The sequence below is a fragment of the Dolichospermum heterosporum TAC447 genome (assembly GCF_024584745.1).
Classification (GTDB): domain Bacteria; phylum Cyanobacteriota; class Cyanobacteriia; order Cyanobacteriales; family Nostocaceae; genus Dolichospermum; species Dolichospermum heterosporum.
Genome location: NZ_CP099464.1, coordinates 1220491 through 1246844 on the forward strand (window position 1 = coordinate 1220491; position 26354 = coordinate 1246844).

Annotated in this window: 23 protein-coding genes; 11 read left to right on the plus strand and 12 right to left on the minus strand. The window is 39.0% G+C overall.

All coding sequences use genetic code 11. From position 1 onward, the window contains the following. Positions 1 to 39: 39 nt before the first annotated feature. Positions 40 to 2169, minus strand: a complete 2130-nt coding sequence (locus tag NG743_RS05525) for a caspase family protein (protein ID WP_257122122.1) — start codon at positions 2167 to 2169, stop codon at positions 40 to 42. Between the two features lie 460 nt (positions 2170 to 2629). Then, positions 2630 to 3805 (minus strand): sulfate adenylyltransferase, encoded by a 1176-nt coding sequence (gene sat / locus NG743_RS05530; protein WP_027404506.1) that lies wholly within the window; start codon positions 3803 to 3805, stop codon positions 2630 to 2632. A 400-nt stretch (positions 3806 to 4205) separates the two neighbouring features. On the opposite strand from sat, the gene NG743_RS05535 reads away from it, so the two are divergent. Beyond that, positions 4206 to 4631, plus strand: a complete 426-nt coding sequence (locus tag NG743_RS05535; RefSeq protein WP_027404505.1) for a hypothetical protein — start codon at positions 4206 to 4208, stop codon at positions 4629 to 4631. Positions 4632 to 4822: 191 nt separating this feature from the next. On the opposite strand, the gene NG743_RS05540 is transcribed toward NG743_RS05535, so the two are convergent. From NG743_RS05540 to NG743_RS05555, 4 genes are all read right to left on the minus strand, one after another. Further along, positions 4823 to 4972 carry a hypothetical protein gene (locus tag NG743_RS05540; protein WP_160170657.1) on the minus strand — a complete coding sequence of 50 codons (150 nt, stop codon included), beginning with the start codon at positions 4970 to 4972 and terminating at the stop codon, positions 4823 to 4825. Between the two features lie 217 nt (positions 4973 to 5189). Continuing rightward, entirely contained in the window at positions 5190 to 6473 is a 1284-nt protein-coding gene (gene ctpC, locus NG743_RS05545) for a carboxyl-terminal processing protease CtpC (RefSeq protein ID WP_257121654.1), read from the minus strand. A gap of 185 nt (positions 6474 to 6658) precedes the next feature. Next, entirely contained in the window at positions 6659 to 7543 is an 885-nt protein-coding gene (locus NG743_RS05550) for a succinate--CoA ligase subunit alpha (RefSeq protein ID WP_193963666.1), read from the minus strand. Positions 7544 to 7627: 84 nt separating this feature from the next. Further along, on the minus strand, positions 7628 to 8860 hold the full coding sequence (locus tag NG743_RS05555; protein WP_257121655.1) for an ATP-grasp domain-containing protein: 1233 nt from the start codon (positions 8858 to 8860) through the stop codon (positions 7628 to 7630). 309 nt (positions 8861 to 9169) lie between these two features. Here NG743_RS05555 and NG743_RS05560 point away from each other — a divergent pair, with 309 nt between their 5' ends. The 5 genes from NG743_RS05560 (at position 9170) to NG743_RS05580 (ending at position 14939) form a co-directional block, all read left to right on the plus strand. Then, positions 9170 to 11077, plus strand: a complete 1908-nt coding sequence (locus NG743_RS05560; RefSeq protein ID WP_257121656.1) for a hypothetical protein — start codon at positions 9170 to 9172, stop codon at positions 11075 to 11077. Between the two features lie 655 nt (positions 11078 to 11732). Beyond that, entirely contained in the window at positions 11733 to 12941 is a 1209-nt protein-coding gene (locus NG743_RS05565) for a tetratricopeptide repeat protein (RefSeq protein WP_257121657.1), read from the plus strand. Positions 12942 to 13180: 239 nt separating this feature from the next. Beyond that, complete coding sequence (locus tag NG743_RS05570) at positions 13181 to 13588, plus strand: GFA family protein (protein ID WP_027404500.1); 408 nt, start codon at positions 13181 to 13183, stop codon at positions 13586 to 13588. Positions 13589 to 13800: 212 nt separating this feature from the next. Next, positions 13801 to 14202: a CAAD domain-containing protein gene (locus NG743_RS05575; RefSeq protein WP_236630643.1), complete on the plus strand. Its 402-nt coding sequence runs from the start codon at positions 13801 to 13803 to the stop codon at positions 14200 to 14202. Positions 14203 to 14564: 362 nt separating this feature from the next. Beyond that, complete coding sequence (locus NG743_RS05580; protein WP_193964968.1) at positions 14565 to 14939, plus strand: hypothetical protein; 375 nt, start codon at positions 14565 to 14567, stop codon at positions 14937 to 14939. On the opposite strand, the gene NG743_RS26655 is transcribed toward NG743_RS05580, so the two are convergent. After that, the gene (locus NG743_RS26655; RefSeq protein ID WP_306459827.1) at positions 14936 to 15118 is read right to left on the minus strand and encodes a hypothetical protein; all 183 of its coding nucleotides are present in this window, start codon (positions 15116 to 15118) and stop codon (positions 14936 to 14938) included. The two genes, NG743_RS05580 and NG743_RS26655, sit on opposite strands and share 4 nt — an antisense overlap. A gap of 450 nt (positions 15119 to 15568) precedes the next feature. On the opposite strand from NG743_RS26655, the gene hemC reads away from it, so the two are divergent. The 4 genes from hemC to NG743_RS05605 all read left to right on the plus strand — a co-directional run bounded on the left by hemC (position 15569) and on the right by NG743_RS05605 (position 18926). Further along, positions 15569 to 16537: a hydroxymethylbilane synthase gene (gene hemC / locus NG743_RS05590; protein WP_257121658.1), complete on the plus strand. Its 969-nt coding sequence runs from the start codon at positions 15569 to 15571 to the stop codon at positions 16535 to 16537. An 85-nt stretch (positions 16538 to 16622) separates the two neighbouring features. Further along, positions 16623 to 16790 carry a hypothetical protein gene (locus NG743_RS05595; protein WP_257121659.1) on the plus strand — a complete coding sequence of 56 codons (168 nt, stop codon included), beginning with the start codon at positions 16623 to 16625 and terminating at the stop codon, positions 16788 to 16790. Next, on the plus strand, positions 16787 to 18280 hold the full coding sequence (gene glgA, locus NG743_RS05600; RefSeq protein WP_051424469.1) for a glycogen synthase GlgA: 1494 nt from the start codon (positions 16787 to 16789) through the stop codon (positions 18278 to 18280). The genes NG743_RS05595 and glgA overlap by 4 nt, the downstream gene beginning before the upstream one ends. Before the next feature lie 94 nt (positions 18281 to 18374). Beyond that, complete coding sequence (locus NG743_RS05605; RefSeq protein ID WP_080683952.1) at positions 18375 to 18926, plus strand: SMI1/KNR4 family protein; 552 nt, start codon at positions 18375 to 18377, stop codon at positions 18924 to 18926. Between the two features lie 230 nt (positions 18927 to 19156). Here NG743_RS05605 and NG743_RS05610 read toward each other — a convergent pair whose 3' ends face one another. Next, a complete protein-coding gene (locus NG743_RS05610) occupies positions 19157 to 20275 on the minus strand; it encodes a CobW family GTP-binding protein (RefSeq protein WP_027404496.1) in 1119 nt (372 codons plus the stop codon). 471 nt (positions 20276 to 20746) lie between these two features. Between NG743_RS05610 and cysS the strand changes: the two genes are divergently transcribed. Beyond that, complete coding sequence (gene cysS, locus NG743_RS05615) at positions 20747 to 22210, plus strand: cysteine--tRNA ligase (RefSeq protein ID WP_193963281.1); 1464 nt, start codon at positions 20747 to 20749, stop codon at positions 22208 to 22210. Positions 22211 to 22549: 339 nt separating this feature from the next. On the opposite strand, the gene NG743_RS05620 is transcribed toward cysS, so the two are convergent. From NG743_RS05620 to glcD, 4 genes are all read right to left on the minus strand, one after another. Further along, positions 22550 to 23137, minus strand: coding sequence for a hypothetical protein (locus NG743_RS05620; RefSeq protein ID WP_035083301.1), 588 nt, complete (start codon positions 23135 to 23137; stop codon positions 22550 to 22552). Continuing rightward, positions 23137 to 24378, minus strand: a complete 1242-nt coding sequence (locus NG743_RS05625) for a glycoside hydrolase family 10-like protein (protein ID WP_027404493.1) — start codon at positions 24376 to 24378, stop codon at positions 23137 to 23139. Before NG743_RS05625 ends, NG743_RS05620 begins: the two co-directional genes overlap by 1 nt. Positions 24379 to 24627: 249 nt before the next feature. Then, positions 24628 to 24777 (minus strand): hypothetical protein, encoded by a 150-nt coding sequence (locus NG743_RS05630; RefSeq protein WP_193963769.1) that lies wholly within the window; start codon positions 24775 to 24777, stop codon positions 24628 to 24630. A gap of 77 nt (positions 24778 to 24854) precedes the next feature. Further along, positions 24855 to 26324, minus strand: a complete 1470-nt coding sequence (glcD, locus tag NG743_RS05635) for a glycolate oxidase subunit GlcD (RefSeq protein ID WP_027404492.1) — start codon at positions 26322 to 26324, stop codon at positions 24855 to 24857. Between the last annotated feature and the right edge of the window lie 30 nt (positions 26325 to 26354).

Consider the following 26354-nt stretch of genomic DNA (forward strand, 5'->3'; position numbering starts at 1 on the left):
TAAACTCCTGAATGGGCGCAGTCCCTACGCCCCTACTTCCTAAACAACTTGAAAACTAAAGTTCAAACTCGCCCAGTTATTAACAGCCAAAATATAGGCATCATTGGTAGTAATATTCATATCAGTTTTCACTTTACTAGCATTATGTAAATCTTGTAATATCGCTTGGGCAACTTCCAAAGGATTGACTAGAGGACTAATAGCCTGTTGATCTGTGGTAGAATATTTGGTAGTAGCTAATGCCGCGAGAGTTTCCTGAAACGGTGCGGTACTCAGAATAATTTGGTGTTCACAAAAAGTATAACGTGTGGGTAATAACCAACCAGGTTCAGATTGATTATCTGGTATTTTCATAGTTTGACCTGGAGGAATGAGAATTTCTATTAGTTGGGGTTTAGTGGGAGGAATTTCTGTTTCTGGAAAAACTTCCCAAGGATAAAAAGCAAAGGCATTTTGATTATTATTTAAACCCACTAAAATTAAGTATATAGGGCGATCGCTCAAATTTTCAACCTTATATTGCAAACGACTACCCAGAGGAATTGTCGGCATAGCAATTCCCTCGTAGCCAGGTGGTTGCAATATGTTATCCTGACTAGCAGTTCCCAAAGTGTCCCGCACCATAAACACACGGGGGACAATACTATTAACAACCTCTAAAGTCGCCCTCACAGGTAAACGGGAAGAACCTTGATTTTCTGTCAACTGCCACAACTTTGATGCCAGCAAAGTCGAAAATTGCGGTGTTAATCGCTGTACTGCCACCTTCACCGCTTCCCCAACTTCCCCGATAGTATTAATAATTGGTTCACCACCCAGGCAAAAAAGACCATAACGGCTAGGAACTTGGGCAACTTTACCAAATACATAATCAGCGGTTTCTTGTGTGGTGATAATATTAGCGATTCGGCTAATTCCTGAAAAAACGCTAGTAGCATCTACCACTTCAATTCTTTCCAAATGCTCATCTAACGCCACATTCACAAAAATATTACGGGGTAATATGCGTATACTTTCTTGGACTATTTGCCCAACTTGAGGGAGATTGGTAATCTCCCTATTTGTCAATTGAGCTTTAGCTACTAACCCACTTCGTGATTTAACAGTTAACTCTGCCCCTGTCTGCAAAATTAACCGAGAATTTACGCCATAATTAGTGAGAACGTGGAGAGGTAATCCCCCCAACCATAACTTGAATATTTTGCCATCTTCTTCTACGGCTTGAATCACCCCAATACTTCTCAAGTTATCAATCGGAAAATAATCAATAATTAAAGCATTGGGAAATTTATTTAACTCATTTAATAGACTTGGTTGTTGTTTTCCACCCAACTGATACATGGAAGTAGCAACACCAGAAAGAAAAACCGAAATTGTTTTAGCTGGGGTAGTTTCCCACAAATATTGAGTTAAAGCATAAGTTAATAATCCCACAGTGCCATTAGAGAAAATAAATTCTCCTGCCTGTTGATTTGGTGCTGCGGTAGCGTTGATAATCAGAGGATGATGATTAGCTAATTGCCGATTTTTCAGTTGGGATAAAAACTCTGATTCCTCTATTTGTAAAATTGCTGCTGATGATTGTGGTCGGGTACGCACTCGTAAACCAGTGGGTTTTAATTTAGGAGCATGATTGTAACTGGTATCTAATATTGCCGTAACTTGATTTGTAGGGAGCGATCGCAATAATAATAACAGAGTTTCTGTCAATAAATAGTTTCTCGATTTTGTGCCTAATAAATTATTCTCATCAACAGGAACTATGGCATTTGCTAATATTCCCGTCCCCAAATCAACGCGAGTCCCATAGCCGGAAAAATGGAAAATCACCACATCTCCAGATTTGGCTTGCTTACCCAAGTGATCTAAAAAAGCCGCTGTAATAAAATCTTTACTAGCTTGTTCATCAGTTAAAGTTAGAATATCCGCTGCTGCAAAACCACAACGATTAATTAACAGTTCTGTTTGCAATTCCACATCAGTTACACAACCCCCCAGAGCGGGACTTTGTGGATATTGATTAATGCCTATCAATAATGCTAACTTCCGCTGGTGAGATTGTGCTAAAGCTTGGTAATAGGGATTTCCCAAACTCAACCACTCAGTCTCAGCTAACCCCAATGCTGCTAGTAAGCCGCTAATTTGTTGTAAAAACCTACGCCGTTTCATCATTAGCAATCAGACTCCAGCCCATTAGCTAATAGCTTGAATTACTCCGCCGTAAGACGGACGGAGCTTCCCAATTCATCGGGAGTAGCCTCTAGAACTTCGTAGTTCTATTGGACTTACATTCCCTCCAAGGGCAGGAGTCCTGATCCCCAAGACCCAAATCTTTTGCTTGCGACATATACCTATTAGCTTGGTTTTCGCTTATGGCATTGATGGTCAAGATACTCAATATCTTACCAGAAGATCCTGGGGATTCATCATCCATCCGCACTTTATTTTTACAAGTAAAGTTCTTGATCTGAATCTAAACTAATACAAGTAATTGGACAAAAATATTTACAGTCATTGCGAGGGAAGGGAAGCAGTCACAACCCTTGGAATTGCTTGATTTCACTTCGTTTCATATGGCTAACGCCACGCTGCGCTAACGCAATGACATTGTGTAATTAATTCTGTCCCATTACTTAGGTGATATTTGCATAGCCCGGGTCAACTCAGCCGCAACTTCTGGACGAGAAAATTCTGGCGGTGGTAATTCACCTCGACGTAACATTTCCCGTACCTTTGTTCCCGACAGATGAACTCGTTCCTCTGGACTACTAGGACTGGTTTTAGTTGTGGCCATTTGTTTGGTGCGCTTACAATAGAAAGCGTGTTCAAACTTCATTGGCACAATTCCCAACTCTTCAGGGGCAAATTCATCGAAGATATACTGAGCGTCATAAGTGCCGTAGTAGTCACCGACACCAGCATGATCACGTCCGACGATAAAATGTGTACAGCCGTAATTTTTCCGCACTAAAGCATGGAAAATGGCTTCTCTTGGACCTGCATAGCGCATCGCTGCTGGGTTAATTGCCAAAATTACTCTATCTACAGGGTAATAGTGTTCTAGTAAAATTTCATAACAACGCATCCGCACATCAGCGGCGATGTCATCCTCCTTAGTTGCCCCTACCAATGGATGCAAAAATAGACCATCTACAGTTTCTAAAGCGCATTTTTGAATATATTCATGGGCGCGGTGGATAGGATTGCGAGTTTGGAAACCCACAATTGTTTTCCAACCTTTTTCTCGAAACATTTCCCGTGACGCAGCGGGGTCAATTTGGTAGCTGGGAAAATGGGGATGAGAATCACGTTGTAATAGCCAAATATCACCTGCTAGGTTGATAGAACCTTGATTATAAACCACCTGTACCCCAGGATGTTTAAGATCATCAGTGCGATAAACATTGATGGCTTCCTGTTGTTTGTCGTAGGTATACTTTTCAGTGAGTTCTAATACCCCAATAAACTCGCCTCTGGGATTATCCAGACGCACTAAACCGCCTTTTTGTAGAGGGGCTGCTACTTCTTCCGTTACAGACAGTGTAATAGGAATTGACCAGACAATACCGTTAGCTAACCGCATTTCTGTAACGACTCGGTTATAGTTTGCTTGGTTCATGAAACCAGTCAAAGGACTAAAACCACCAATGGCAATCATTTCTAAATCGGAAACTGCTCGCTCATCAAGTTCCACACGCGGTAAAAAGTCAGCTTTGGAGAGAAATAGTTCTCTTTGTGCTGAGGAAGCAACCCGGTTAATTAACTCTCCACCGTGGGCGGCAATGGCATCTGGATGGTAACTCAACGTAATTTTTCCCTAATTGTTGCAAACTATGTATTAAGTTACCAAATTATTGGTACACATTGTTAAATTTCTGTGAATTTTTTTCCTTTGCCGGTCGGAAAGGGTGAGATTAGAAGGAGTGGGGGAGTGGGGGGAGTGGGGGAGTGGGGGAGTAGGGGGAGTGGGGGGAGTAGGGGGAGTGGGGGAGAAATTTTTTCCTTCTTCCTTCTTCCTTCTTTCTTCTTTCTTCCTCCTGAACTCCTGAATGGGCGCAGGCCCTGCGCCCCTACCTCCTGAACTCCTTCTGTAAGACATTACAAATGATTAAAATAAAAGTTGTGTTACCCAAGGTTTAAACTCAAGAGAGTTTTCAAATTGAGTATCAATAGAAGATTCACCCAAACATAGAGGAGTTGATAATATGGGGATAAAATTTCCAGTTTTGAGTGGGGTACTGGTACTTCTCGCTACCAATTTTTTCTTACCTTCAGTTGCTAAAGCTGAGACTGGAACAACCAGTAGTATGTTTGAACGAGCTTATTTTCGCCATGATCCCAATTTTTATGACAATGGCAGTTTAAATCGTAAAGTAGATGCTTTAATTGGACCTGGGGAAAAATTTGGTACTACTTTTACTGACAATGAAATCGCTAAAGATGCTGAGTTGGTAAATACACTTTATCTTGATGCTATGGCTCAACAAACATTAAATGATCCCTATCTGCGGACACCTGATTTACCCAATCCCTATGATTCTTCTTTGTTGATGACTCCCCGCTATAATGGCAATCAGCTTAAAGTTGGGACTGAATACCGATTTAACAATTCACAACGGCGGTATAAATAATACAGCAGAGGTCATAGAGTCAGGAGTAAAACTGGCTTGGTGATAGCCTGCGTGGCGTAGCCATATTGAGGTATGAAATCCCCAAATTGAACCTTTAAAACTCTTACCTCAGTGCGTCTACTCTTCGAGATCACGAAGTATAATTGCGCCTTTGCGTAAGACTAAAATTCATACCCTATAATCAGCAACGCCTAAATAATTAGCGATCGCATTGATTTATCACCTATATGTGCTATGATTCGATGCGATCGCCATAATATCAGGCAATAAAAGAAACAATTTATCAGGGTAACTATAGGCATCCGCTTTGATTCCTGATAGGAAAGCGTAGCGTTAGCCATATTTTCCTACGTAGGAAGAGGATTCGAGAATAAATAATTGGACAAAAATATTTACAGTCATTGCGAGGGAAGGGAAGCAATCACAACCCTGGCGATTGCTTCATTTCACTTCCTTCCATATGGCTAACGCCACGCAACGCTTACGCAATGACATTGTGTAATTAATTCTGTCTCACTACTCATAACAACAATTTTCAACGCCAACCTACTTAATCAATTAATTTTTCCTAATTGTCTTGGTATTTTCAGCAGATTGTTTACCCAATAATTCCACAGCTTTAGCAAATTGAGGATCTTCAAGAGTCGCTAATTTATCTTTTCCACCTAACCATAACTCTTGACGTTGGGCATCAGTCAATTCTACCTTCACGTCTGGATCAATACCATGTTTATTAATATCTTTCCCACTGGGAGTATGATATTTAGCAATAGTTACAGCCAAACCAGCGCCAGATTTTAAAGGTTGTACGGACTGGACTAGACCCTTACCAAAAGTTTGATTTCCTACTAAAGTTGCCCGTTTATTATCTTGCAATGCCCCAGAAAGAATTTCACTAGCACTAGCTGAACCTTTATCTACTAATATCATCAAAGGTTTATCAGTCAGAGCCGTGCTATTGGCAACTTGTTTATCCTGTGTACCTTGACGGTCAATAGTAGAAACAATTGTGCCTTTATTTATCCACATTTGAGCAATTTCGATACTCGCGTATAGCAGTCCACCGGGATTACCACGTAAATCTAGAATATAACCAGAAACCTTTTTAGCCTCTAACTTTTCAATAGCATTTTTCATTTCTTTGCTGGCATTGGCGCTGAATTGATTCAAGCGAATATAGCCAATATTTCCGGCTGGGGTTTTCTTTTCCGAAAAGCGAACGGGATGAATTTCAATCCGCGCTCGTTGAATATTAAATTGTTTTTTCTGACCATTCCGCAAAATTGTCAGTTTCACCTTGCTGCCTGATTCTCCACGAATGAGGGCTACCGCGTCATTGGTGTCCATGCCTTTGGTGCTTTTGCCATCAATCTCAAGAATAATATCTTTAGCTAAAATCCCGGCTTTAAATGCGGGTGTATCCTCAATTGGGGCGATAACAATCAGTTGTTTTGTTTTTGCATCTTGACTGATGGTGATACCAATACCTGTAAGTTCTCCAGAGGTATCAACTTGCATATTTTTGAATTCTTCTGGGTTCATGAACCGGGTGTAGGGGTCTTCTAGCTTTTTCAGCATTTCCCGGACAGACTTGTAGGCTGCTTTATCATCAGTATAGGACTTGCTTAAATATTCCTTGCGTACAGCTTGCCAATCCACCTGATTAAAAGTACCATCTACATATCGGTAGTAAATAATTTGCCATACTTCATCTATCAAATCCTTGTGACTATCTTTAAATGAAGCCTTACCAATTGAGTGAATACCCAAACCGGTAACGGCAATTGTAGAAAGCGTTACCACTGTAGCACTCAAAACCAGTTTACTTTTTGTAATTACCATAATGGCAGCCGTGTCAAAGGAAAAATATATATCAAGTATGCCCAATCTAACACAGCGATCGCTAATTGGTAATTGATATTTTCTTATAAACAGAAATCTCTGTATTCCTTTCCTGTTCCCTGTTCCCTCTGAATTGTAAGCTGTTAGACCGTCAAGGGAGAGCGTTGACGGTTTTTCTGTTAAAACTAAGATGTTGCCATTTTTTTCAGTAATTCAGGAATTTGAGAGGGACTATCAGCAACGGGAATTTTTGCGGACTTAAAAGCAGCTAATTTATTTTCTGCTGTACCAAAAGTTGCAGAACGTCCAATTACAGTTGCTAAAGTCCCTGTTTGTTGCCAATTTCGCGTCGGTGGTGCGTGTCTACCGGCAATATAGGCAATTACAGGTTTATCAATTGTTTCTGTAATATATTGTGCTGCTGCTTCTTCGCTTCCCCCACCAGGTTGTCCGATTAAAACAATCGCTTCTGTGGTTTCGTCTTCATCGAGAATTTGTAACCATTGGAGGAATGAAGAGCCAACAATAGCATCACTACCAATACTGACACTAATTGATTGTCCTAAACCCGCTTTTGTTAATTCCCAGGCGACTTCGTAGGTGAGGGTACTACTACGACTAACAATACCCACAGAACCAGGAATATAAAATTCGCTAGGTTGAATACCCAGGAGAATTTTCCCCGGAACGATGATTCCTGGACTATTGGGTCCAATAATCAAAGTCTCACAAGCTTCTGTTTTGCGAAGAAGTTGTACCATGTCCAGTGGTGGAACACCAGCGGTAGTAATGATAATTTGGGGGATATTAGAGGCGATCGCTTCTAATGCTGCATCCAAAACTTGATAAGGTTGAACACAAATAATTGTGGTGTCAATCTGTCCAAATTTGGCAACAGCCTCCTCTACTAAATCAAATACTGGTAGATTATATATTTTTTGTCCACCATAACCAGGCTTGACACCAGCTACTAAATTTGTGCCATAAGCTTGCATTTGAGCAATATGGGTTGCGGAAATAAATTCACAAAATCCCTGGATTAAAACTTTACTTTCTGGTGTTAAGTTCATAGTTTGTCAGTTGTCAGTTGTTAGTTGTCAGTTGTAATTGGTAATTGGTAATTGGTACAAATATCGCCTTTTGCCTTTTGCTTCTTACCTTTTTTTTACCCCTGGAGTCTTTGCTAAACGAACTGCTTCCTTGACTGCTTCATCTAAATTTTCTACAACTATTAGTAATTGATCAGAGGTTTTCCCTGTGGCTAACTCTTCTCTGACATGATTGAATTCCGAACCAGCTAAACGGAGGATTAACCAGGGTAAATTCAATGGTTGCTGACTTTTATTCCCATTGGCGGCTGACACACCCGATGTGATTTGGCTTCTGTCTGAATGGAGAAATTGGCTAATAATTTCTGGGAGTTGGTCAACTTGCGGAATAGTCCCCAAAAAGTTGAGTAAAATAACTTGAGTATTCTGATCATTTACCAAATTGGTCAAACAACTAATCAGGCGATCGCTAAAAGTAGTCTGTGTTGTATCACTCATGAAAGTATGGCGCAAATTGACACATTTACCAGGATTCCCATGAGCATTAACAACCTCATCCAATGTTGTTAAAACAGAACCTTTACCATTGCCTATTATGCAGATTTTACCCTGCATTTCTATCCCATCCCACCTACTCAACAAACCGTTATTTTTTTTATTACCATGAAGAAGACCAACCATCTTGGTAGCCATATCGGCTATTTCAGGATGACGGTTAATAGCCTGTTTATTAACCGTAACCTTACCATTCAAAGCCATCACTTGACCCGCAGAGTTCACACCCAGGGGATGAATCTCCACCAAATCCAAATCCTTTTGGACAAATAACTGGTACAGTTTCTCCACAATATCACTCACAGTCTGCATCAACGCCCCCTGTAAGCCCATTTTTAAAGCCAGTCGTCTAGCATAAAATGGAGAAAATTCCTGTTGCACCACAACGTGCTGAATTTTTTCTCCCGCTGTCTCCCAGTCAATATTTGCTTCTGTGCAACCCAATAAAACGGGACGACACAGCGCAGTATCTAAAACTACAGCTAGATAAAATTCTTCCTGGGCATCATATTTTGATTCTGCCAATAAAACTTCTGGCAGTTGCCCCCAAATTGGTAGATTAAATATATTCTGTGCTGTAGCGATCGCATCAATTGTGGTTTCTACAACCCTAACTCCACCCGCCTTTTCCCTTTCCCCCGCTTGCACCTGAGATTTCAGCACAATCGGGTAACGAATTTTTAACCGTTTTAAATCTGTAGGATGGTCTATTCTTTGAGATGGTAAAACAGGAATCCCAATTTTACCAAACCATTCTTTAACTTGGTACTCTAATAAATCCATTGAGACACACCTTGTATTAACAAGTCCGACGCGCTTTCTCTGATGCTATCCGATATTTTACCCAATGCCGAAAATTATAGAATTTGGTTTTGCTGAACTGAAAATTTATTTTGCCATTGGATTGTCTCATTTATAATCTAGCTGTATAAAAAAATAGAAGTCTAAATCATTACCCTAGACTGTGTTCTTCGTGACAAATTTAACATTCTGCTAGAAACTGATTCTATAAGATGTAAAACTAGGATTTGCATCCCATCCCCAGTACCTTCGATAATCAAAACTATATAGAAAGAGTGGCGGTAACGCTTTATGAAAGTAACAGTTCAACAAGACGATCTCAAAGTTTTAGGCGATATCTTACAAGAAAGATTAGTTGCCCAAGTGCTTGATAGTAAAGATTTCCAGGTAAAATGCGCTGTCCAAAATGATGAATTGATGATTTTAACTCAACACCCTGCTGAGGTCACGGTTAATACACAGCAAGTTTTTGAGGTGTTAGAACAAGCACTACAATGGCAATTTAGCTACCAAACCCAACCGGTAAGATTTTTCTTGAGAATTTTTGGAGAAAAGCGCCCCTATACTCAACACTTCCTAGATTTTCAGATGCCTAGTGAAGATACAGATAGGGAAACTGAATATGGTTTTCAGATGCCTAGTGAAGATACAGATAGGGAAACTGAATATGGTTTTCAGATCCCCAGCAAAGAGGCAGATAGGGAAACGGTGGAAATAGGACACACTAGGGACACCCTCTTCCTCAATTCTGATCTGCAAACACCATCACCTCCATTTACAGAAACGGAACAAGAACCCATTGCTGATTCATTTTTCTCTAATTCCGCAGAATCTTTTTCAGACTATTCATCAATGCCAGACTCAAATTTATCTGCGGATGAATCTCAGACAATGGAGGATATTGAAGAAAATTTTGATCCCTTTGCGAATATTCCCGATCAACCCAAAAAAAGACAGTTATCATTATCACTTCCTCCCTTACCGATTATGATTGGTACGGCTGTAGTAATTGCTATTCTTTCCGGTGGTGGTACTTTCGTTCTCCATCGTGGTTGTATAATTTCTGAATGTAAAGAATTGCAAACAGCCCAGCAATTTAAAAATGAGTATCAGCAGCAGATCAAACGTACCAAATCAGAAAGAGACTTATTAACAGTGCAACAACAACTAGATGGGGTAGTTGCCGATTTACAAAATATTCCTCAGTGGTCTCCCCGTTATCAAGACTCTCAGCTATTAGTTAATAGTTTTTCTGAACAGTCAACGAAAATCAACCAGGTGCTAAAAGCCTTACAAATGGCATCTTCAGCCCAAAAAGCAACTCAAACCCCTGCTAAGAGTTTAGATGAGTTACGTAATAGACAAAAGTTGTGGAGACAGGCAATCACCTCATTAGAGATAATTAAGCCTAGTAATGAACTCTATGGATTGGTAAAAGCTAATTTACCAAGTTATCAAAATACTTTAAAAAGTGTTAATGATGAGTTGCTCAAAGAAGAAACCTGGTTACAGAAAATCGCCAATGCCACAACTCTCGCAGAAGCCGCTACTAAACGTCAAATCACGGCTAAATCTGCCCCTGAATGGCAAAAGGTAGAATCTGATTTCCAGACAGCAATTAGTACCCTCAAAATTATTCCTATAGGTAGTTTAGGATCTGAGGATGCCCGCAAGCTGTTGGCAGAATACCAACCAAAAATTATTGTAGCCCGCGATCGCGCCAAAAAAGAACAATTAGCAGCCACATCCTATCAACAAGCTATTAAAGCCGCTAGTCAAGCCAAAAGCTATGGTAATCAAAATCAATGGCAAAGTGCGGTTAAGTCTTGGGAACAGGCTGTAGAAAGTGCTAAACAAGTGAGTCAAGATACTTTCTATTTCAATCAAGCTAAACCCCTGATTGAAACCTATACAACATCTCTGAAACAGGCACAAGAACAATTCCAAATCTATGGGGATTTAACTCAAACCCGCGTTGAGTTAAAAAGCACTTGTACAAATACCATTAGAATTTGTACTTTTAGTATTGAGGATCAGAAAATTAGTGTCCGCTTAACTCCTGAGTATGACCGATTATTTCAAGCCAATAATCCACAAATACAAAGTCACTTCCAAAGCTTGAAAGATGCTCTCAAAGCCATTAGTCAAAATGCCCAACTTCCTGTATTCATCTATAATTCCCAAGGACAGGAAAGGTAGTGTGGCAACCAGGGTAGGGAGTGGGGGAGTGGGGGGAGTAGGGGGAGTAGGGGGAGTGGGGGGAGTGGGGGAGTGGGGGATTCTTAATACCTAATGGTGTCAACCTAATCTCAAATCCTTACCACACCTCGTTCCTAGTCTCTGACTAGGAATGCAGTTGATGAGGCTCTGCCTCTAATATCATTGAAGGCAGAGCCTTCACATAGTAACTGGTTTTGGGGATTAGTCATGGAGAAGATTAACTTTCAAAATTCATAGTGCCTAAATATTTAGTTAAAAACCGAGATGTGTAGTGTAGGGGTTTAGCAGTGCTCATTGGTGTCAACTTAGGCTACAGATAGCTGATTTGTTGGCTTCCACGCCCACCCAGAAATGAATTTCAGGGCTAATAGCCAAAGTTTACTAAAGTAAACTGGGGATTTTTAGTCATCTTCAGATGACTTTTGCTATTAGACTGGGAATTCATTCCCAGGCGGGCTATGAGTTTTACGTTAAGTTGACACCAATGAGCAGTGCTAAACCCCTACTATAGAATCACAGGATTAAGACGTTTTGAATATAAATTAGTCCGTGAGTTGCCTAAACTTGTCTACGTTTATATATAATTTATTATAAGAAGAGTATAAAATTAATATCACAAAAATCACCTAAAGTTATGAACCAAAGGTTATTTAGTCAAGGGTGGATAGGGTTGACGCAAATTGTTATTCTCGCGTCCCTGACAGCATTAACGACAATTGCGACTACCAACCAACCCAGCCACGCTGAAGGAACTCTGGTTGAGAACCAAAATTTTAAACTTGATATTGATTTTGATAAGATCAATACCTCTAGTGCGACTGTCAAATCTGGAAGAAAGTCCGGTATTCCTATTAATATTTTAATTCAACTTTCTCAAGGTTTCTCTGAGCCACTAAAGACGACAAAACTAAAAGCTGATGATTTCTTAGTTCAGGCTGTGGATAAGTATGAAATAGGAGATTATCGCGGGGCAATATTAGCTTATGACGAAGTAATTCGCCTTACTCCTAATAATTCTGAAGCCTTATTATATCGCGGTAATGCTTATTATAATTTAGGAGATAAACAAGCGGCGATACAAGATTACAACCAATCTCTCAAAATTAATCCTAACTATGCTGATGCCTACTACAGCCGGGGAAATGCCCTTTCTGCTTTAGGAGATAAACAAGCGGCGATACAAGATTACAACCAATCTCTCAAAATTAATCCTAACTATGCCGATGCCTACAACAATAGAGGAAATGCCCGTTATGATTTAGAAGATAAACAAGCGGCGATACAAGACTACAACCAATCTCTCAAAATTAATCCTAACTATGCTGATGCCTACTACAACCGGGGAAATGCCCGTGATGCTTTAGGAGATAAACAAGCAGCAATACAAGATTACAACCGAGCTATCAAGATTAATCCTAACTATGCTGATGCCTACTACAACCGGGGAAACGCATACGCTACTTTAGGAGACAAATTTCAAGCGAGATCTGATTTTCAACAAGCAGCAAAAATATATCAACAACAGGGCAATAATGAAAATTATCAGGATGCTTTGAATAAAGAACAATTCCAAATCTATGGGGATTTAACTCAAACCCGCGTTGAACTCAAAAGTACTTGTACAAATACCATTAGAATTTGTACTTTTAGTATTGAGGATCAGAAAATTAGTGTCCGCTTAACTCCTGAGTATGACCGATTATTTCAAGCCAATAATCCACAAATACAAAGTCACTTCCAAAGCTTGAAAGATGCTCTCAAAGCCATTAGTCAAAATGCCCAACTTCCTGTATTTATCTATAATTCCCAAGAACAGGAAAGGTATATGTGGCAACCAGGGTAGGGAGTGGGGGAGTGGGGGGAGTAGGGGGAGTGGGGGAGTCTCTGACTAGGAATGCAGTTGATGAGGCTCTGCCTCTAATATCATTGAAGGCAGAGCCTTCTAGAATTCATTCCCAGTCAGAGACTGGGAACGAGATGAAAATTAGTTCCCTCCCCAAAGCATCGGGGAGGGTTAGGGAGGGGTAAAAAATATTTGATACATCAACCTCACAATTCGCGTTAATCAACTGGAGAAACTTAATGTTAAGTAAAGATCAATCTGTTACTTATGAAGGTGGTTGTCACTGTGGTGCGGTGCGGTTTCGGGTAGTAGTTAATAATCACAAAGTTGATGATTGTAATTGTTCAATTTGTTCCAAAAAAGGATTTTTACATTTGATTGTTAACCAAAACCAGTTTACTTTGCTACAAGGGGAAGATGTTTTAAAAACTTACAAATTTAATACAGGAGTCGCACAACATAAGTTTTGCGGAGTCTGTGGAATTCATTCCTTTTATATTCCCCGTAGTCACCCTGATTGTATTGATATTAATGTGCGGTGTTTAGATGAAAATGTGCTGAGAAATTTTGAAATTTTACCTTTTGATGGTGCAAATTGGGAGGAAAATATTCATAAATTAAAGGCAGGTGATAGCAATTTTATGTGAAGCTGCACAAAATCATAATCATCCGTATTTATCCGCGTTTATCTGCGTTTATCTGCGGTCAATTATTCTTAACATCTTATTCTAGCCAGCTTCATCTTAATTTAGTATCAAATAAATTTGTTTTTTAATAATTGGAATTTAGCCTCTAACCTGCTATATTTTAATCACGTTAATTCATTTTTCAAAAATGTTGTAATTCCTAAAGGATAACTATGATGGAAACTCAAGCACAGCAACCAGAACAGGGAAATTATTCTCCACCACAAAGTTTACCAAAACTACCTGCGGCGCAGAAATCTGAATCTCAATGGCAGCAAATTATTAGACAAATTGTTGAATTTTTAAACCGACTGCCAGATGATTTAGGCAGTTTTTTTAACAACAATAAACGGGGTTTAATTACTGTAGCCTTAATTTTATCAGCTTTTGTCACAGTTAAGGTAGCGATCGCATTACTAGATGCTGTTAATGATTTACCGTTGCTACAACCGATTTTAGAGTTGATTGGCTTGTTTTATTCTATCTGGTTTAGTTTCCGTTATTTCCTCAAATATGAGACTCGGCAAGAATTAGCTCAGAAATTTAACGCCTTCAAACAACAATCTCTAGGATAAAGATTTTTGGTATTGCTGAATTGAGGTATGAAAATCAAAAATTCCCTTTCTGAAACTCTTAATATTTGCGCCTTTGCGTAAGACTAATTCATACTTTCATTCACCAACGCCAGATTTTTTTTGGGGATATTAAAATGTAGGTTAGCTATAGACTAGCCTACATTTTTATTTTGGATTTGACTATGTAAAATCTATCTATAGATAGATAATTTTTATCAAAATATTTTTGGCAATTATTCCCAAAGACAGTAGGTTTATTTGTTAGAAAATTCTAATCTGATTTGTGTAATGCTGAAAAAAAGCTAATTGTGTCAGTAACCCAGCCCTAAAGACGCTGAGTTTCCCACTTACCGCGAGGTTTTATGAATGAAAAGATTAGCGCAGATACCTATGATCGGGGCATAATCCCCGCAGAAACAGCAGCAAGAATGAAAAGAGAGGGAGCAAGTTATAAACACCTGCCAACAGAAGAGGATCTTGCCAGTGTGTCTACTGATGACCAAACCAATGTTTACAGTATTCGGACAACGGACGGTTATACTGTGGACAAAGAAGGGTTGTTGAATAATTATCCAGTTGAACCGGAAATGTATTATGAAGTTCCTGGTGATGCGCGGGAGATAGCAGAACAAGAAAAAGCCGAACGGATACAGGAATTGCGAGAAGTAAATGAAGATAAAACAGGTCTATTAACAGAGAATTTTGATAAGCGAGGTAGAGGACCAGGAATAATCTAATTTACCATTTCTTTGATTTTCTCCCGAAAGGCTATGGCGGCATCTAGAAGACCATCTGCTACTACGTATTGCGCCGAAATTGACAAATCTAAGTTTGGCAATAATTCACTTTTTTTAACCAATTCATAATTTTCACCGCGCAGATGATAAACGGCAAATTGATTGTTTTGAAAAACCAAACTTCCGTTACACCTAATCTTTTGTAAACTTCTAATTTATCAATTCCCCGACTGGTGACTACAACTTCAATGGCAAAATCAAGAACTTCTTTTTCTATGCCTAGACAGTAGGATTCATCTGGTTCTACTCCTCCTCTTTTCGCTTGTTTACGGAAGGTTGTAGAACCAAGGGGAAAATAGCGAATGCGTTTTTCTTGAAAGTTAAAGTAATATAAATTTCCAGCAAAGATCCAATAATCGTTTTACGAATTTCATTATATTTTAATTTCCATAATTTCCAGATCCCCGACTTCTCAAAGAAGTCGGGGATCTATTTCAAGAATTGTAAATAAATGTAAAGTTACTGGCACAGAAAATCTTCACGGAATTATCCCGATTTAATCCAGTAAGTCACTCCCTGCGGTAGTCTAGATAAATGTTAGTTTATCGCCTGGTTTGACAAATAGTTTTATGACTTCAGTTTCTAGTCCTGCACGCACTATTCGTATTGGTTCACGTAAAAGCCAACTAGCTTTAGTTCAAACATACTGGGTACAAGCGGAACTCCAGAAAAGCTTTCCCGATATTACTTTTGAAGTCCATACCATGTCTACCCAAGGGGACAAAATCCTGGATGTAGCCTTGGCTAAAATTGGCGATAAAGGACTATTTACTAAGGAACTGGAATTGGGCATGATCAATAAAGATATTGATTTTGCTGTGCATTCTCTCAAGGATCTACCGACTAATTTACCAGAAGGGTTGATCCTAGCAGCGATTACAGAACGGGAAAACCCCGCAGATGCGGTGGTGCTGCATAAAAAGTATCAAGGTGAAAAACTGGAGACTTTACCAGCGGGTGCGGTAATTGGGACTTCTTCTTTGCGAAGATTGGCACAGTTACGCCATAAGTTTCCTCATTTTACGTTTAAGGATGTGCGGGGAAATTTGATCACACGCATGGATAAATTGGATGCTGGTGAGTATGATGCTTTGATTTTAGCGGTTGCTGGTTTAGAAAGATTGGAAATGAGCGATCGCATCCATCAAATTCTCACCCCCGAAATCTCCCTCCATGCTGTTGGACAAGGTGCTTTAGGGATAGAATGCCGTGCAGATGACACTGAGGTAATTGGCTTACTGAAAGCTATTGAACACCAGCAAACACGCGATCGCTGTCTAGCAGAAAGATCATTTCTACGAGTTTTAGAAGGCGGTTGTCAAGTTCCCATTGGTGTAAATACAGAAATTAATGGTGATCAATTAACATTAAAAGGTCTGGTTGCCAGTGTTGATGGTCAACAAATAGTTAAAGATACCGTCAGCGGTGCGGCTGCTGATGCTGAAAAGTTAGGCGCACAACTAGCTGGCATTCTCAGAGAAAAAGGCGCTACAGAAATCCTAGAAAAAATCTTTACCGAGATTCAACGAGGATCATAAGGTGATAGGTTACAGGTGATAGGTGACAGGTGACAGGTGACAGGTGACAGGTGACAGGTGACAGGTGACAGGTGACAGGTGACAGGTGACAGCCAAGAGAAGAGAGTTTAATTACCAATTACCAATTACCAATTACCAATTACCAATTACCAATTACCAATTACCAATTACCAATTACCAATTACCAATTACCAATTACCAATTACCAATTACCAATTACCAATTACCAATCACCAATTACCAATTACCATGAAAATTTTATTTGTAGCGGCAGAAGCTGCTCCCATTGCCAAAGTTGGCGGCATGGGGGATGTTGTCGGCGCATTACCCAAAGTTTTGAGAGCAATGGGTCATGATGTGCGGATTTTTATGCCTTACTATGGCTTTGTTCCTGACAAAATGACAGTTCCTAAAGAACCCATTTGGAAAGGTTCAGCCATGTTCCAGGAGTTTGCGGTTTACGAAGGTGTACTGCCTGGTACTGATGTTCCTCTGTATTTATTTGAGCATCCAGCTTTTCTGCCTCGGCGGGTTTATGGTGGAGAAGATGAAGATTGGAGATTTACCTTATTTTCCAATGGTGCGGCGGAATTTTGCTGGAATTACTGGAAACCGGAAATTGTCCATTGTCATGATTGGCATACAGGAATGTTACCAGTCTGGTTGAATCAATCTCCAGATATCACTACTGTATTCACCATTCACAACCTCGCTTATCAAGGTCCTTGGCGTTGGTATTTAGAGAAAATTACTTGGTGTCCCTGGTATATGCAAGGACACAATACAATGGCAGCCGCTGTCCAGTTTGCCAATAAAGTAAATACAGTGTCTCCCACCTATGCCGAACAAATCAAAACACCTGCCTATGGTGAACAAATAGAAGGGTTATTATCTTTTGTTAGTGGCAAATTATCAGGGATAATCAACGGCATAGATACCGATATTTATGATCCAGCCAATGATAAATACATTGCTCAACCCTTTACCATAGATACTTTAGATAAACGCAAAGCTAACAAAATAGCTCTGCAAGAAGAGGTGGGTTTAGAAGTTAATTCCAATGCCTTTTTAATCGGCATGGTGACAAGGTTAGTAGAACAGAAAGGGATGGATTTAGTATTACAAATCCTTGACCGCTTCATGGCTTATACAGATGCTCAGTTTGTCCTTTTGGGAACAGGCGATCGCTATTATGAAACCCAAATGTGGCAACTCGCATCCCGTTATCCTGGACGCATGGCTACCTATCTCCTGTATAATGATGCTCTTTCCCGTCGCATTTACGCAGGTACAGATGCCTTCTTAATGCCTAGCCGCTTTGAACCCTGCGGCATCAGCCAAATGATGGCTTTGCGTTACGGTTCTGTTCCCATTGTCCGTCGTACAGGGGGATTAGTGGATACCGTCAGCCACTTTGATCCAGTCAATGAAGCGGGTACAGGTTATTGCTTTGACCGCTATGAACCTCTGGACTTATTCACCTGCATGATTCGCGCTTGGGAAGGTTTCCGTTTCAAACCCCAATGGCAAGAATTACAAAAACGGGGGATGAGTGCAAACTTCAGTTGGTATCAATCCGCTAAAGAGTACGATAAGCTTTATCGTTCTATCTATGGTTTACCAGAACCCGAAGCAATCCTAGAACTAACGCCAGAACCAAAACCAACACTAGAACTAAAACCAGAACCAAAACTAGAACTAAAACCAACACTAGAACTAAAACCAAAACCAAAATTAGTTTAAGGTGTTGTAGTAAGTTGGAATTTTAGACAGTATTAATGGGGTATTTATTTGAAATGCCCCTTTTTAATCCACGATAGTATAAAATTAAGAAAAGATGGATTGGTTAGAGCGCGTCGCAGAAATTCGCAAAATTTGTAACGTGCCAGCACGACTTAATCTTATTTTTAATGACAATCCTCTTTCCCCCTGTTCAGATTTAGAAATAATTCAACTTGAACGACAACTAGGTATTAAGCTGCCCAGCACTTACAAAGACTTTCTAAAAATGATGGGGCATGGGGCAGGTAAGTTTTTACGTGGTTCAGATTGCTTTTACCAGCATTTGCCACAAATTCAAGAATGGGCTAAACAACTTTTAGTAGAAAATGATTTTCCTCAAGCTTTACCAGAGGATGCTTTTGTATTTTTCATGCACCAGGGATATCAGTTCAGCTTTTTCAGACTTTCAGAAGGTGATAACCCACCAACTTACTCATATTGCGAAGGACAAGAACAGCCTGATTTTGTCAAAAGTCATAATCAGTTTAGTGACTTTTTATCTGTGGAAGTCAATCTTTATTTACAGTCCTTGATGCTTATAGAAGGCTCTGCCTTCAATAATATTAGAGGCAGAGCCTCATCAACTGCATTCCTAGTCAGAGACTAGGAACGAGATGTGGTAGGGATTTGAGCTTAAATTGACACCAATGGTTGGGGGTCTAGATATGATCAGAAAACAACTAATTAAGTAGTGAGACAGAATTAATTACACAATGTCATTGCGTTAGCGCAGCGTGGCGTTAGCCATATGGAACGAAGTGAAATCAAGCAATTCCAAGGGTTGTGATTGCTTCCCTTCCCTCGCAATGACTGTAAATATTTTTGTCCAATTACTTACTACTTGCCAAATCCCTTACCTCTAGTTACCGAAGGAAGACAAATACAGTTTTCTAACTGCTGGAGTAAGGTTTCGGTATCTAGATTTTGACCAATTAACACTAATTGATTTTTCTTTTCACCTTTCCATTGATCATCATCAATAGTAAAGCGTTTACCACAAAGATGGAAAATATGTCGTTGCGGACTTTCATCAAACCACATAATCCCCTTAGCACGGAAGACATTTGTGGATAATTGGTTATCTAGAAAATGTTGAAACTTTTTAATTGAAAAAGGTTTATCACTTTGGAAAGAAATAGAGAGAAAACCATCATTTTCTAAATGGTCAGAATGGTGATGATGTTCATGATCATGGTGGTCATGTCCACAGGTAGAATGATCATGATCGTCGTGATTTTCGTGTCCACAATCAGCATGATCATGGTGATCATGATCATGATGTTCTTCTGCGTGGTTATCAAAATATTTATCAGATTCAAACAACCCGACACTCAGAATCAAAGGAAGGGGAACTTGGGATTTTGTTGTGCGAATAATTCTGGAACCTTCTTTGATATTGTTAATTTTTTTCTCTAAATCCTGTAAGGTTGGTTCATCAACCAAATCAGTTTTATTGAGAATAATCACATCACCATAAGTAATTTGACTCAAAGCCGCTTCAGAATTGAATAAATCTAAGCTATAATTTGCTGCATCAACTACAGTAATAATAGAATCTAACCGAGTTAAATCTCGTAATTCTGAACCTAGAAATGTCATAGCCACAGGTAAAGGATCTGCTAAACCTGTTGTTTCTACAACTAGATAATCTAGCTTTTCTTCTCTTTCCAAAACTTTGTAAACAGCATCAACTAAGTCATTATTAATGGTGCAACAAATACAACCATTACTTAATTCCACCATGTTTTCGTCAGTGGAAATAACCAATTCATTATCAATGCCAATTTCGCCAAATTCATTCACTAAAACCGCAGTTTTTACACCTTGCTGATTTGTGAGAATATGGTTGAGTAAGGTGGTCTTACCGCTACCAAGAAAACCTGTAATAATGGTAACTGGTAAACCTTGCTTGGCAACTTCCATTGCGTGAGATTCGGAATTAACTGTTGTTGGCATAGTCATGAAGGGGGATTTTGGTGTATTCTCAATTTTATCTTGGTTTTGTCCACTCGGCATTAGAGTAACACTAAATTAAGATGAAGCTGCGTAGAATAATATTTCCAGAATAATTGACCGCAGATAAACGCAGATAAACGCAGATAAAGCCGGATGAATTAATGGATTCTATGATTCTGTGTAGCCTCATATAAAATTGGTATTACCTCCAAGTGTTAACAAGATTACGAAGTTTTACTAATAATGATTATAGTTGTAGGGTGCGTCAGATATTAATAATCTGTTTATTTACAAGATTTATGCACTCTGACGCACCCTACCAATTTGCCAGTAGCGTAAGTGCTGAACAAGATTACGGAGTTTTACTAATAAGAATTATAGCCAATTATTAGCTACTAAAATTTTCATTTACGCCATTGTCATCAAGTTGGGTTATTATTGTTTATCGTCCGATTTCCGCATTACTCTATTATGACCCTATCTATTTACAATACTCTTACCCGTCGTCAAGAACAATTTACCACTGTCGAACCTGGAAAGGTTAAGATGTATTACTGCGGTGTGACGGTTTATGATTACTGCCATTTGGGTCATGCTAGAGCTTGTATTGTTTGGGATGTGGTGCGTCGTTACCTTCAGTTTATTGGTTATGATGTGCGTTATATCCAAAATTTTACTGATATTGATGATAAAATTCTTAAACGCGCACGAGAAGAAGATTCTTCGATGGAAGTTGTTGCAGAACGATATATTCAAGCTTATTTTGAGGATATGTCCCGGTTGGGGATTAAAGAGGCTGATGAATATCCCCGCGCGACACATACAATGAATGGGATTCAAAGATTAATTCACGATTTAGAACACAAAGGTTTTGCGTATCCGTCTGCTGGTGATGTGTATTATGCAGTCCAGAATTTTGCTGAATATGGCAAACTTTCGGGACGCAAATTAGAGGATATGCAAGCTGGTGCAAGTGAACGGGTAAATGTCGAAGATGCAGAATATCAAAAGAAGCGATACCCCTTTGATTTTGCTCTGTGGAAGGCTGCAAAACCCGGTGAACCTGCGTGGGAGTCTCCCTGGGGAAAAGGTCGTCCAGGATGGCATATTGAATGCTCGGCGATGGTGCGCGATCGCCTGGGTGATACTATAGATATTCATGCTGGTGGTGCTGACTTAATTTTCCCCCACCATGAAAACGAAATTGCTCAATCGGAAGCCGTTACCGGAAAACCTTTAGCTAATTATTGGTTACACAATGGCATGGTGAAGGTAGATGGGGAAAAAATGTCCAAATCTTTGGGTAATTTTATCACCATTCGTCAATTATTAGATCGGGGTGTAGACCCAATGGCGGTAAGATTATTTGTGATGATGGCACAATATCGCAAACCTATAGATTTTACCGATGATGCTATATTAGCCGCCACAAATGGCTGGCATACCATCAAGGAAGGATTACTTTTTGGTTATCAACATGGTAAAAAATTAGGGTGGGATGAATCTAACCTCATCCAAAATCCAAAATCCAAAATCCAAAATTCTGAGATTGAGAAATTCAAAGAAGCTGTTGATGATGATTTTAATTTCCCTGGTGGATTAGCAGTAATTTTTGAATTAGCAAAAGAATTAATTCGGGAAGGAAATATTATTGTTCATCAAGGTAAAACAGAAACTTCCGCCCATGAATTACTGGAAAAATGGCAAACTTTAATTACATTAGCAGATGTTCTGGGTTTAACTGCTAAACCAGAAACAGAAACACCTGTACAGGATGGATTCAGTGATGTGGAAATTGAGGAACTAATTCAACAAAGACAAGCAGCAAGAAAAGCCAAAGACTTTGCTGAATCTGATAGAATTCGTGATCAATTATTCACAAAAGGCATTACCTTAATAGATAGCAAAGAAGGTACACGCTGGCACAAAGGATAAATCAAGAATTAGGAACCAAAAATAAGATGCGGCTTGTCCTGCCTTTGTAGAGACGTTCCATGGAACGTCTCTACATCTTTTCTGGAGATGTCTAATCAAAGTTAAATTACCCACCTCATAAAGGGGGGAAAGCAGAAAAATTAGTTCCCTCCCCAAAGCATCGGGGAGGGTTAGTGTGGGGTAATTTGAAGAATAATGGTGATTCGATAACTTGTGTGTACATCGTAGCCTAAGAGGAGAGGGAAAAGGAATAATATTTAATACTGGAGAGGCTTTGAACTTGTTCTTTGTATGATAAAAAAGTCCAGCTTCTAGCCGTTTTGAGTATATCAGCAAACCCTATAAATCTTTAATTATTTTCACCGCAGAGATTCCTGTTAATATTGCCACCAATAACCAGGTAATAGCTAATCCCACTACTTCCCCTAAAAATAAATTAGTAATTCTGTGCAAAAATAAGCCGATAGTTGAACCAATAGGCATAGCTATCATCCAACTTATAATATTGACAAATATCCATTTCCATGCTGAAGGAAATGATGGGGGAATAGCCAAACACCATTGTGATATACCAATTAATAAACCACCAATACCACCAACAATAATGCCTAAAAAAATTCGCGTAGGTAGAAACGCAGAAATAGTCACAGTCCAGCCCAAAACACCAACACCTATTACTGCAATAATTATCCAAGAAAAAAGAGTAGATAGTACCCATTTTCCAGGAAAAATAGATTGTCTGAGAAGATAACTTTGGGGGATAGAAATTGTTAAACTCCCTATAGCAGCTTCTAAAACACTCATATCTGGTTTTTCACTGACTTCAATCATTAATAAACTCAATAAAAACCCCAGGAAAGTAGCAAAAACCCATTTAAACGTAAAATTTAAACTTATATAATTAGATTTAACAGATGATAATTGCATTATATTTTCTTCAATTTTAATGGTCTAACAGCTTGAGTATCAAACATCTGGAGAAACGCCCGACGACGTTGATAAGGCGATTCGGGAGTAATATAACCCCATAAACTTTCCCAATAGAAAAAAGAGAAACCAGCAAGTTTTTGCTTGCGGACTATTTTTATTTGTTCCTTAACTTGATCAATCTCTACAGGCTTTAATAAATTTCCGGTTGAGATACCAATAGCTACAGGAATTTTCTTCATAGCCAATTTTATTGATGGTTTGGACATTTCTGTGATAAAAGAGGTTTTTTCACTTCTGTATACCTGTAAAATCAACTCATCTATTAGATCTTGTTTTACCCAATTTTCCCAATCTTGTAAATAGTATTTATAAGCAAAATACTGTGAGTTGGGAGAAAGAGATATTTTGGCATAGGGTTTAATTGCTTTTACAGATTTAGAAATACTGTTCATAAATGCAGTAATTTTATTAGCCCTCCAGCGCATCCATTCTGAATCAAAAGGATTAGTTGGTGGTTTTTTTCCTCGATGTTCTTTTTGATAAAGGTTTACCGTAAAAGCATCATAACCAAGCTGTACAGGCATTCCAAAATGATCATCAATTTGAATACCATCTACATTATAATTTTTGACAACTTCTAAAATTAACCCACGAATAAAGTTCTGAACTTGAGGATGTAGAGGATTTAGCCAAGCTTGTTTATAAACACCATTAATCATATCTTCTAGTAAGTTTTCAGATATGGATTCTACACCCTTTTGTCCAATAGTTAACCAGTCTGGATGTAGTTTAGCTAACGCAGAATCAGGAGGAGTCATTAACCCATATTCAAACCAAGGAATTATTGTCAAATCTTTACTTCTAGCCAATTTAACTACCTTGGCTAAAAAATCATTTTTACCATGAATAAAATTCAGCAAAGGTTGACTATCTGAACCTGTGATTTTTTTGGCTAAAGGACTTTTATAAAAGGTGTAACCTCGATTCCACACTACCGGATAAATAGTATTAAAATTGAGGTTGGCTAATTGATTTATTGCCCTATCAATACCCCAAGGGATATAAAAAACACCACTGGCAACATTAGTCAGCCAAACACCACGAATTTCTGTAGTTACAGGTAAAGAATTTGAATTTTGAGTATAATCAGGATTTGCAAAAATGGGGAATATTGTTAAACTGATGACAAATCCCAAACATACAAAATATCCGAAAACTTGCTGAAATACAGAATTCATTTGTTAAATAAATCGAGATTGCTAATATCCATATAACTACAAAATCTAATTTTATTATGGGGATTAGATAAAGATATGGATATTTTTTAATAAAACAGTAAAAAAGACACAATATTTATGTATCTTTTAGAATTATAAGTGATATGTGAAGAATTCTAAAGATTTTTTGAAGATGGCAAAACTGCTTCTCCTCCCCCGTGAGGATATTTTCAGCCTTGCAGCCTTGGATCTGAGTAATGCCATAGAACATTATTTCATTGCAGCATTTCTGTTATTTGTAATACTAATACTCCGACAAATAGCTAAATCTAAACCTGTTCCTCCTTTTTCACGAGAGTCAGTAGCATCTACTTGTTGAAACTTACCAAAAATAAGCAATAAATGAAAAAAACGAACCACAGAGGCGCAGAGGACGCAGAGGGAGGAGAAATAGAGAGATTTCTTTTTCATTTCTGGGCGGGGAAACCTCACCCTACTTAGAATCTTTCTACTCCTGGGAATTGTTGAATGGAGGCTTTCGCTGCTTCTCCACAAGTGCGGGGTGTGGGGAAAATCTTGCCGGGATTTGCTAAACCTTGGGGATTAAATACCTGTCTTACCCATTGCATAGTCTCTAAATCAGCTTCGCTAAACATATCTGGCATATAGCATTTCTTATCAGCACCAATACCATGTTCACCGGAAATACTACCACCTACTCTTACGCATAGCCGGAGAATCTCTCCCCCTAATTCTTCGACTTTTTCTAATTCTCCATGTACAGAATTATCAAATAAAATTAATGGGTGCAAATTCCCATCTCCAGCATGAAAAACATTGGCAATAGGATAACCATATTCATGACTTAATCTCTCAATTTCTTGGAGGACATAAGGTAATTGAGTCCGAGGAATTACGCCATCTTGCACATAATAATCAGGGCTAATATGTCCCGCAGCCGCAAAAGCCGCTTTTCTGCCTTTCCATAATTTTAATCTAGTTTCTGGGTCACTAGCACTGGTGACATTTCGTGCCCCATTTTGGCGACAAATTTCTATAACTCGCTGTTTATTTGCAGAAACTTCTACTTCTAAACCATCAATTTCTACTAATAAAATAGCTGTGGCATCACGGGGATAACAATTAGTGGCAACAACATCTTCTACAGCATTAATACTAATATTATCCATCATTTCCATGCCACCAGGAATAATCCCCGCGCTGATAATATCAGAAACAGTGGCAGCCGCAGCATCTACGCTGGTAAAATCTGCGAGTAATACACAAATTGATTCGGCACTTTTGAGGATTTTTAAGGTGATTTCTGTGGCAATCCCTAATGTTCCTTCTGAACCGACAAATACACCTGTTAAATCATAACCCGGCATTTCAGGAATTTGTCCACCAACATCAACTATTTCACCGTCAGGAAGCACAAGTTTTAAACCTAAAACATGATTTGTTGTTACACCATATTTTAAACAATGGACTCCCCCAGAATTTTCGGCAATATTGCCACCAATGGAACAAATAATTTGACTGGAAGGGTCAGGGGCAAAATAAAACCCAGCACCGCTAACTGCTTGTGTCACCCAACTATTAATTACTCCTGGTTGCACTACGGCCCGTTGATTTTCTACGTCAATGCTGAGGATTTGTCGCATTAAAGAAGTGACAATCAAAACGGAATTTTCTGTTGGTAAAGCACCACCAGATAAACCTGTTCCTGAACCTCTAGCGATAAAAGGAACGGAGTATTGATTGCAAATTTTGACAATTTCTGATACTTGTTCTGTGGTTCTGGGTAATACTGCAACTGGGGGACGTTGTTTGTAGCTGGTTAAACCGTCACATTCATAGGTGAGGAGTTCTTCTTTACGTTGAACTACGCCTTTTTCACCAACTACAGCGACAAATTTTTTGATAATAGGTTTCCAGTTGATTTGTTTTTTATCTTGGGTAAGCATGGATTTTTATTTTGGATTTGTTTCACGCAG

Bases quoted from the DNA above. Each gene is read 5' to 3' on its own strand.
- glcD (WP_027404492.1), bottom strand. From the start codon at position 26,324: ATGCTTACCCAAGATAAAAAACAAATCAACTGGAAACCTATTATCAAA.
- NG743_RS05605 (WP_080683952.1), top strand. From the start codon at position 18,375: ATGGATTGGTTAGAGCGCGTCGCAGAAATTCGCAAAATTTGTAACGTG.
- NG743_RS05550 (WP_193963666.1), bottom strand. From the start codon at position 7,543: ATGAACTTAACACCAGAAAGTAAAGTTTTAATCCAGGGATTTTGTGAA.
- NG743_RS05625 (WP_027404493.1), bottom strand. From the start codon at position 24,378: ATGAATTCTGTATTTCAGCAAGTTTTCGGATATTTTGTATGTTTGGGA.
- NG743_RS05540 (WP_160170657.1), bottom strand. From the start codon at position 4,972: ATGGCTAACGCTACGCTTTCCTATCAGGAATCAAAGCGGATGCCTATA.
- cysS (WP_193963281.1), top strand. From the start codon at position 20,747: ATGACCCTATCTATTTACAATACTCTTACCCGTCGTCAAGAACAATTT.
- NG743_RS05555 (WP_257121655.1), bottom strand. From the start codon at position 8,860: ATGGATTTATTAGAGTACCAAGTTAAAGAATGGTTTGGTAAAATTGGG.
- NG743_RS05570 (WP_027404500.1), top strand. From the start codon at position 13,181: ATGTTAAGTAAAGATCAATCTGTTACTTATGAAGGTGGTTGTCACTGT.
- NG743_RS05560 (WP_257121656.1), top strand. From the start codon at position 9,170: ATGAAAGTAACAGTTCAACAAGACGATCTCAAAGTTTTAGGCGATATC.
- NG743_RS05580 (WP_193964968.1), top strand. From the start codon at position 14,565: ATGAATGAAAAGATTAGCGCAGATACCTATGATCGGGGCATAATCCCC.
- NG743_RS05620 (WP_035083301.1), bottom strand. From the start codon at position 23,137: ATGCAATTATCATCTGTTAAATCTAATTATATAAGTTTAAATTTTACG.
- hemC (WP_257121658.1), top strand. From the start codon at position 15,569: ATGACTTCAGTTTCTAGTCCTGCACGCACTATTCGTATTGGTTCACGT.
- ctpC (WP_257121654.1), bottom strand. From the start codon at position 6,473: ATGGTAATTACAAAAAGTAAACTGGTTTTGAGTGCTACAGTGGTAACG.
- NG743_RS05535 (WP_027404505.1), top strand. From the start codon at position 4,206: ATGGGGATAAAATTTCCAGTTTTGAGTGGGGTACTGGTACTTCTCGCT.
- NG743_RS05575 (WP_236630643.1), top strand. From the start codon at position 13,801: ATGATGGAAACTCAAGCACAGCAACCAGAACAGGGAAATTATTCTCCA.
- NG743_RS05565 (WP_257121657.1), top strand. From the start codon at position 11,733: ATGAACCAAAGGTTATTTAGTCAAGGGTGGATAGGGTTGACGCAAATT.
- glgA (WP_051424469.1), top strand. From the start codon at position 16,787: ATGAAAATTTTATTTGTAGCGGCAGAAGCTGCTCCCATTGCCAAAGTT.
- NG743_RS05525 (WP_257122122.1), bottom strand. From the start codon at position 2,169: ATGAAACGGCGTAGGTTTTTACAACAAATTAGCGGCTTACTAGCAGCA.
- NG743_RS05610 (WP_027404496.1), bottom strand. From the start codon at position 20,275: ATGCCAACAACAGTTAATTCCGAATCTCACGCAATGGAAGTTGCCAAG.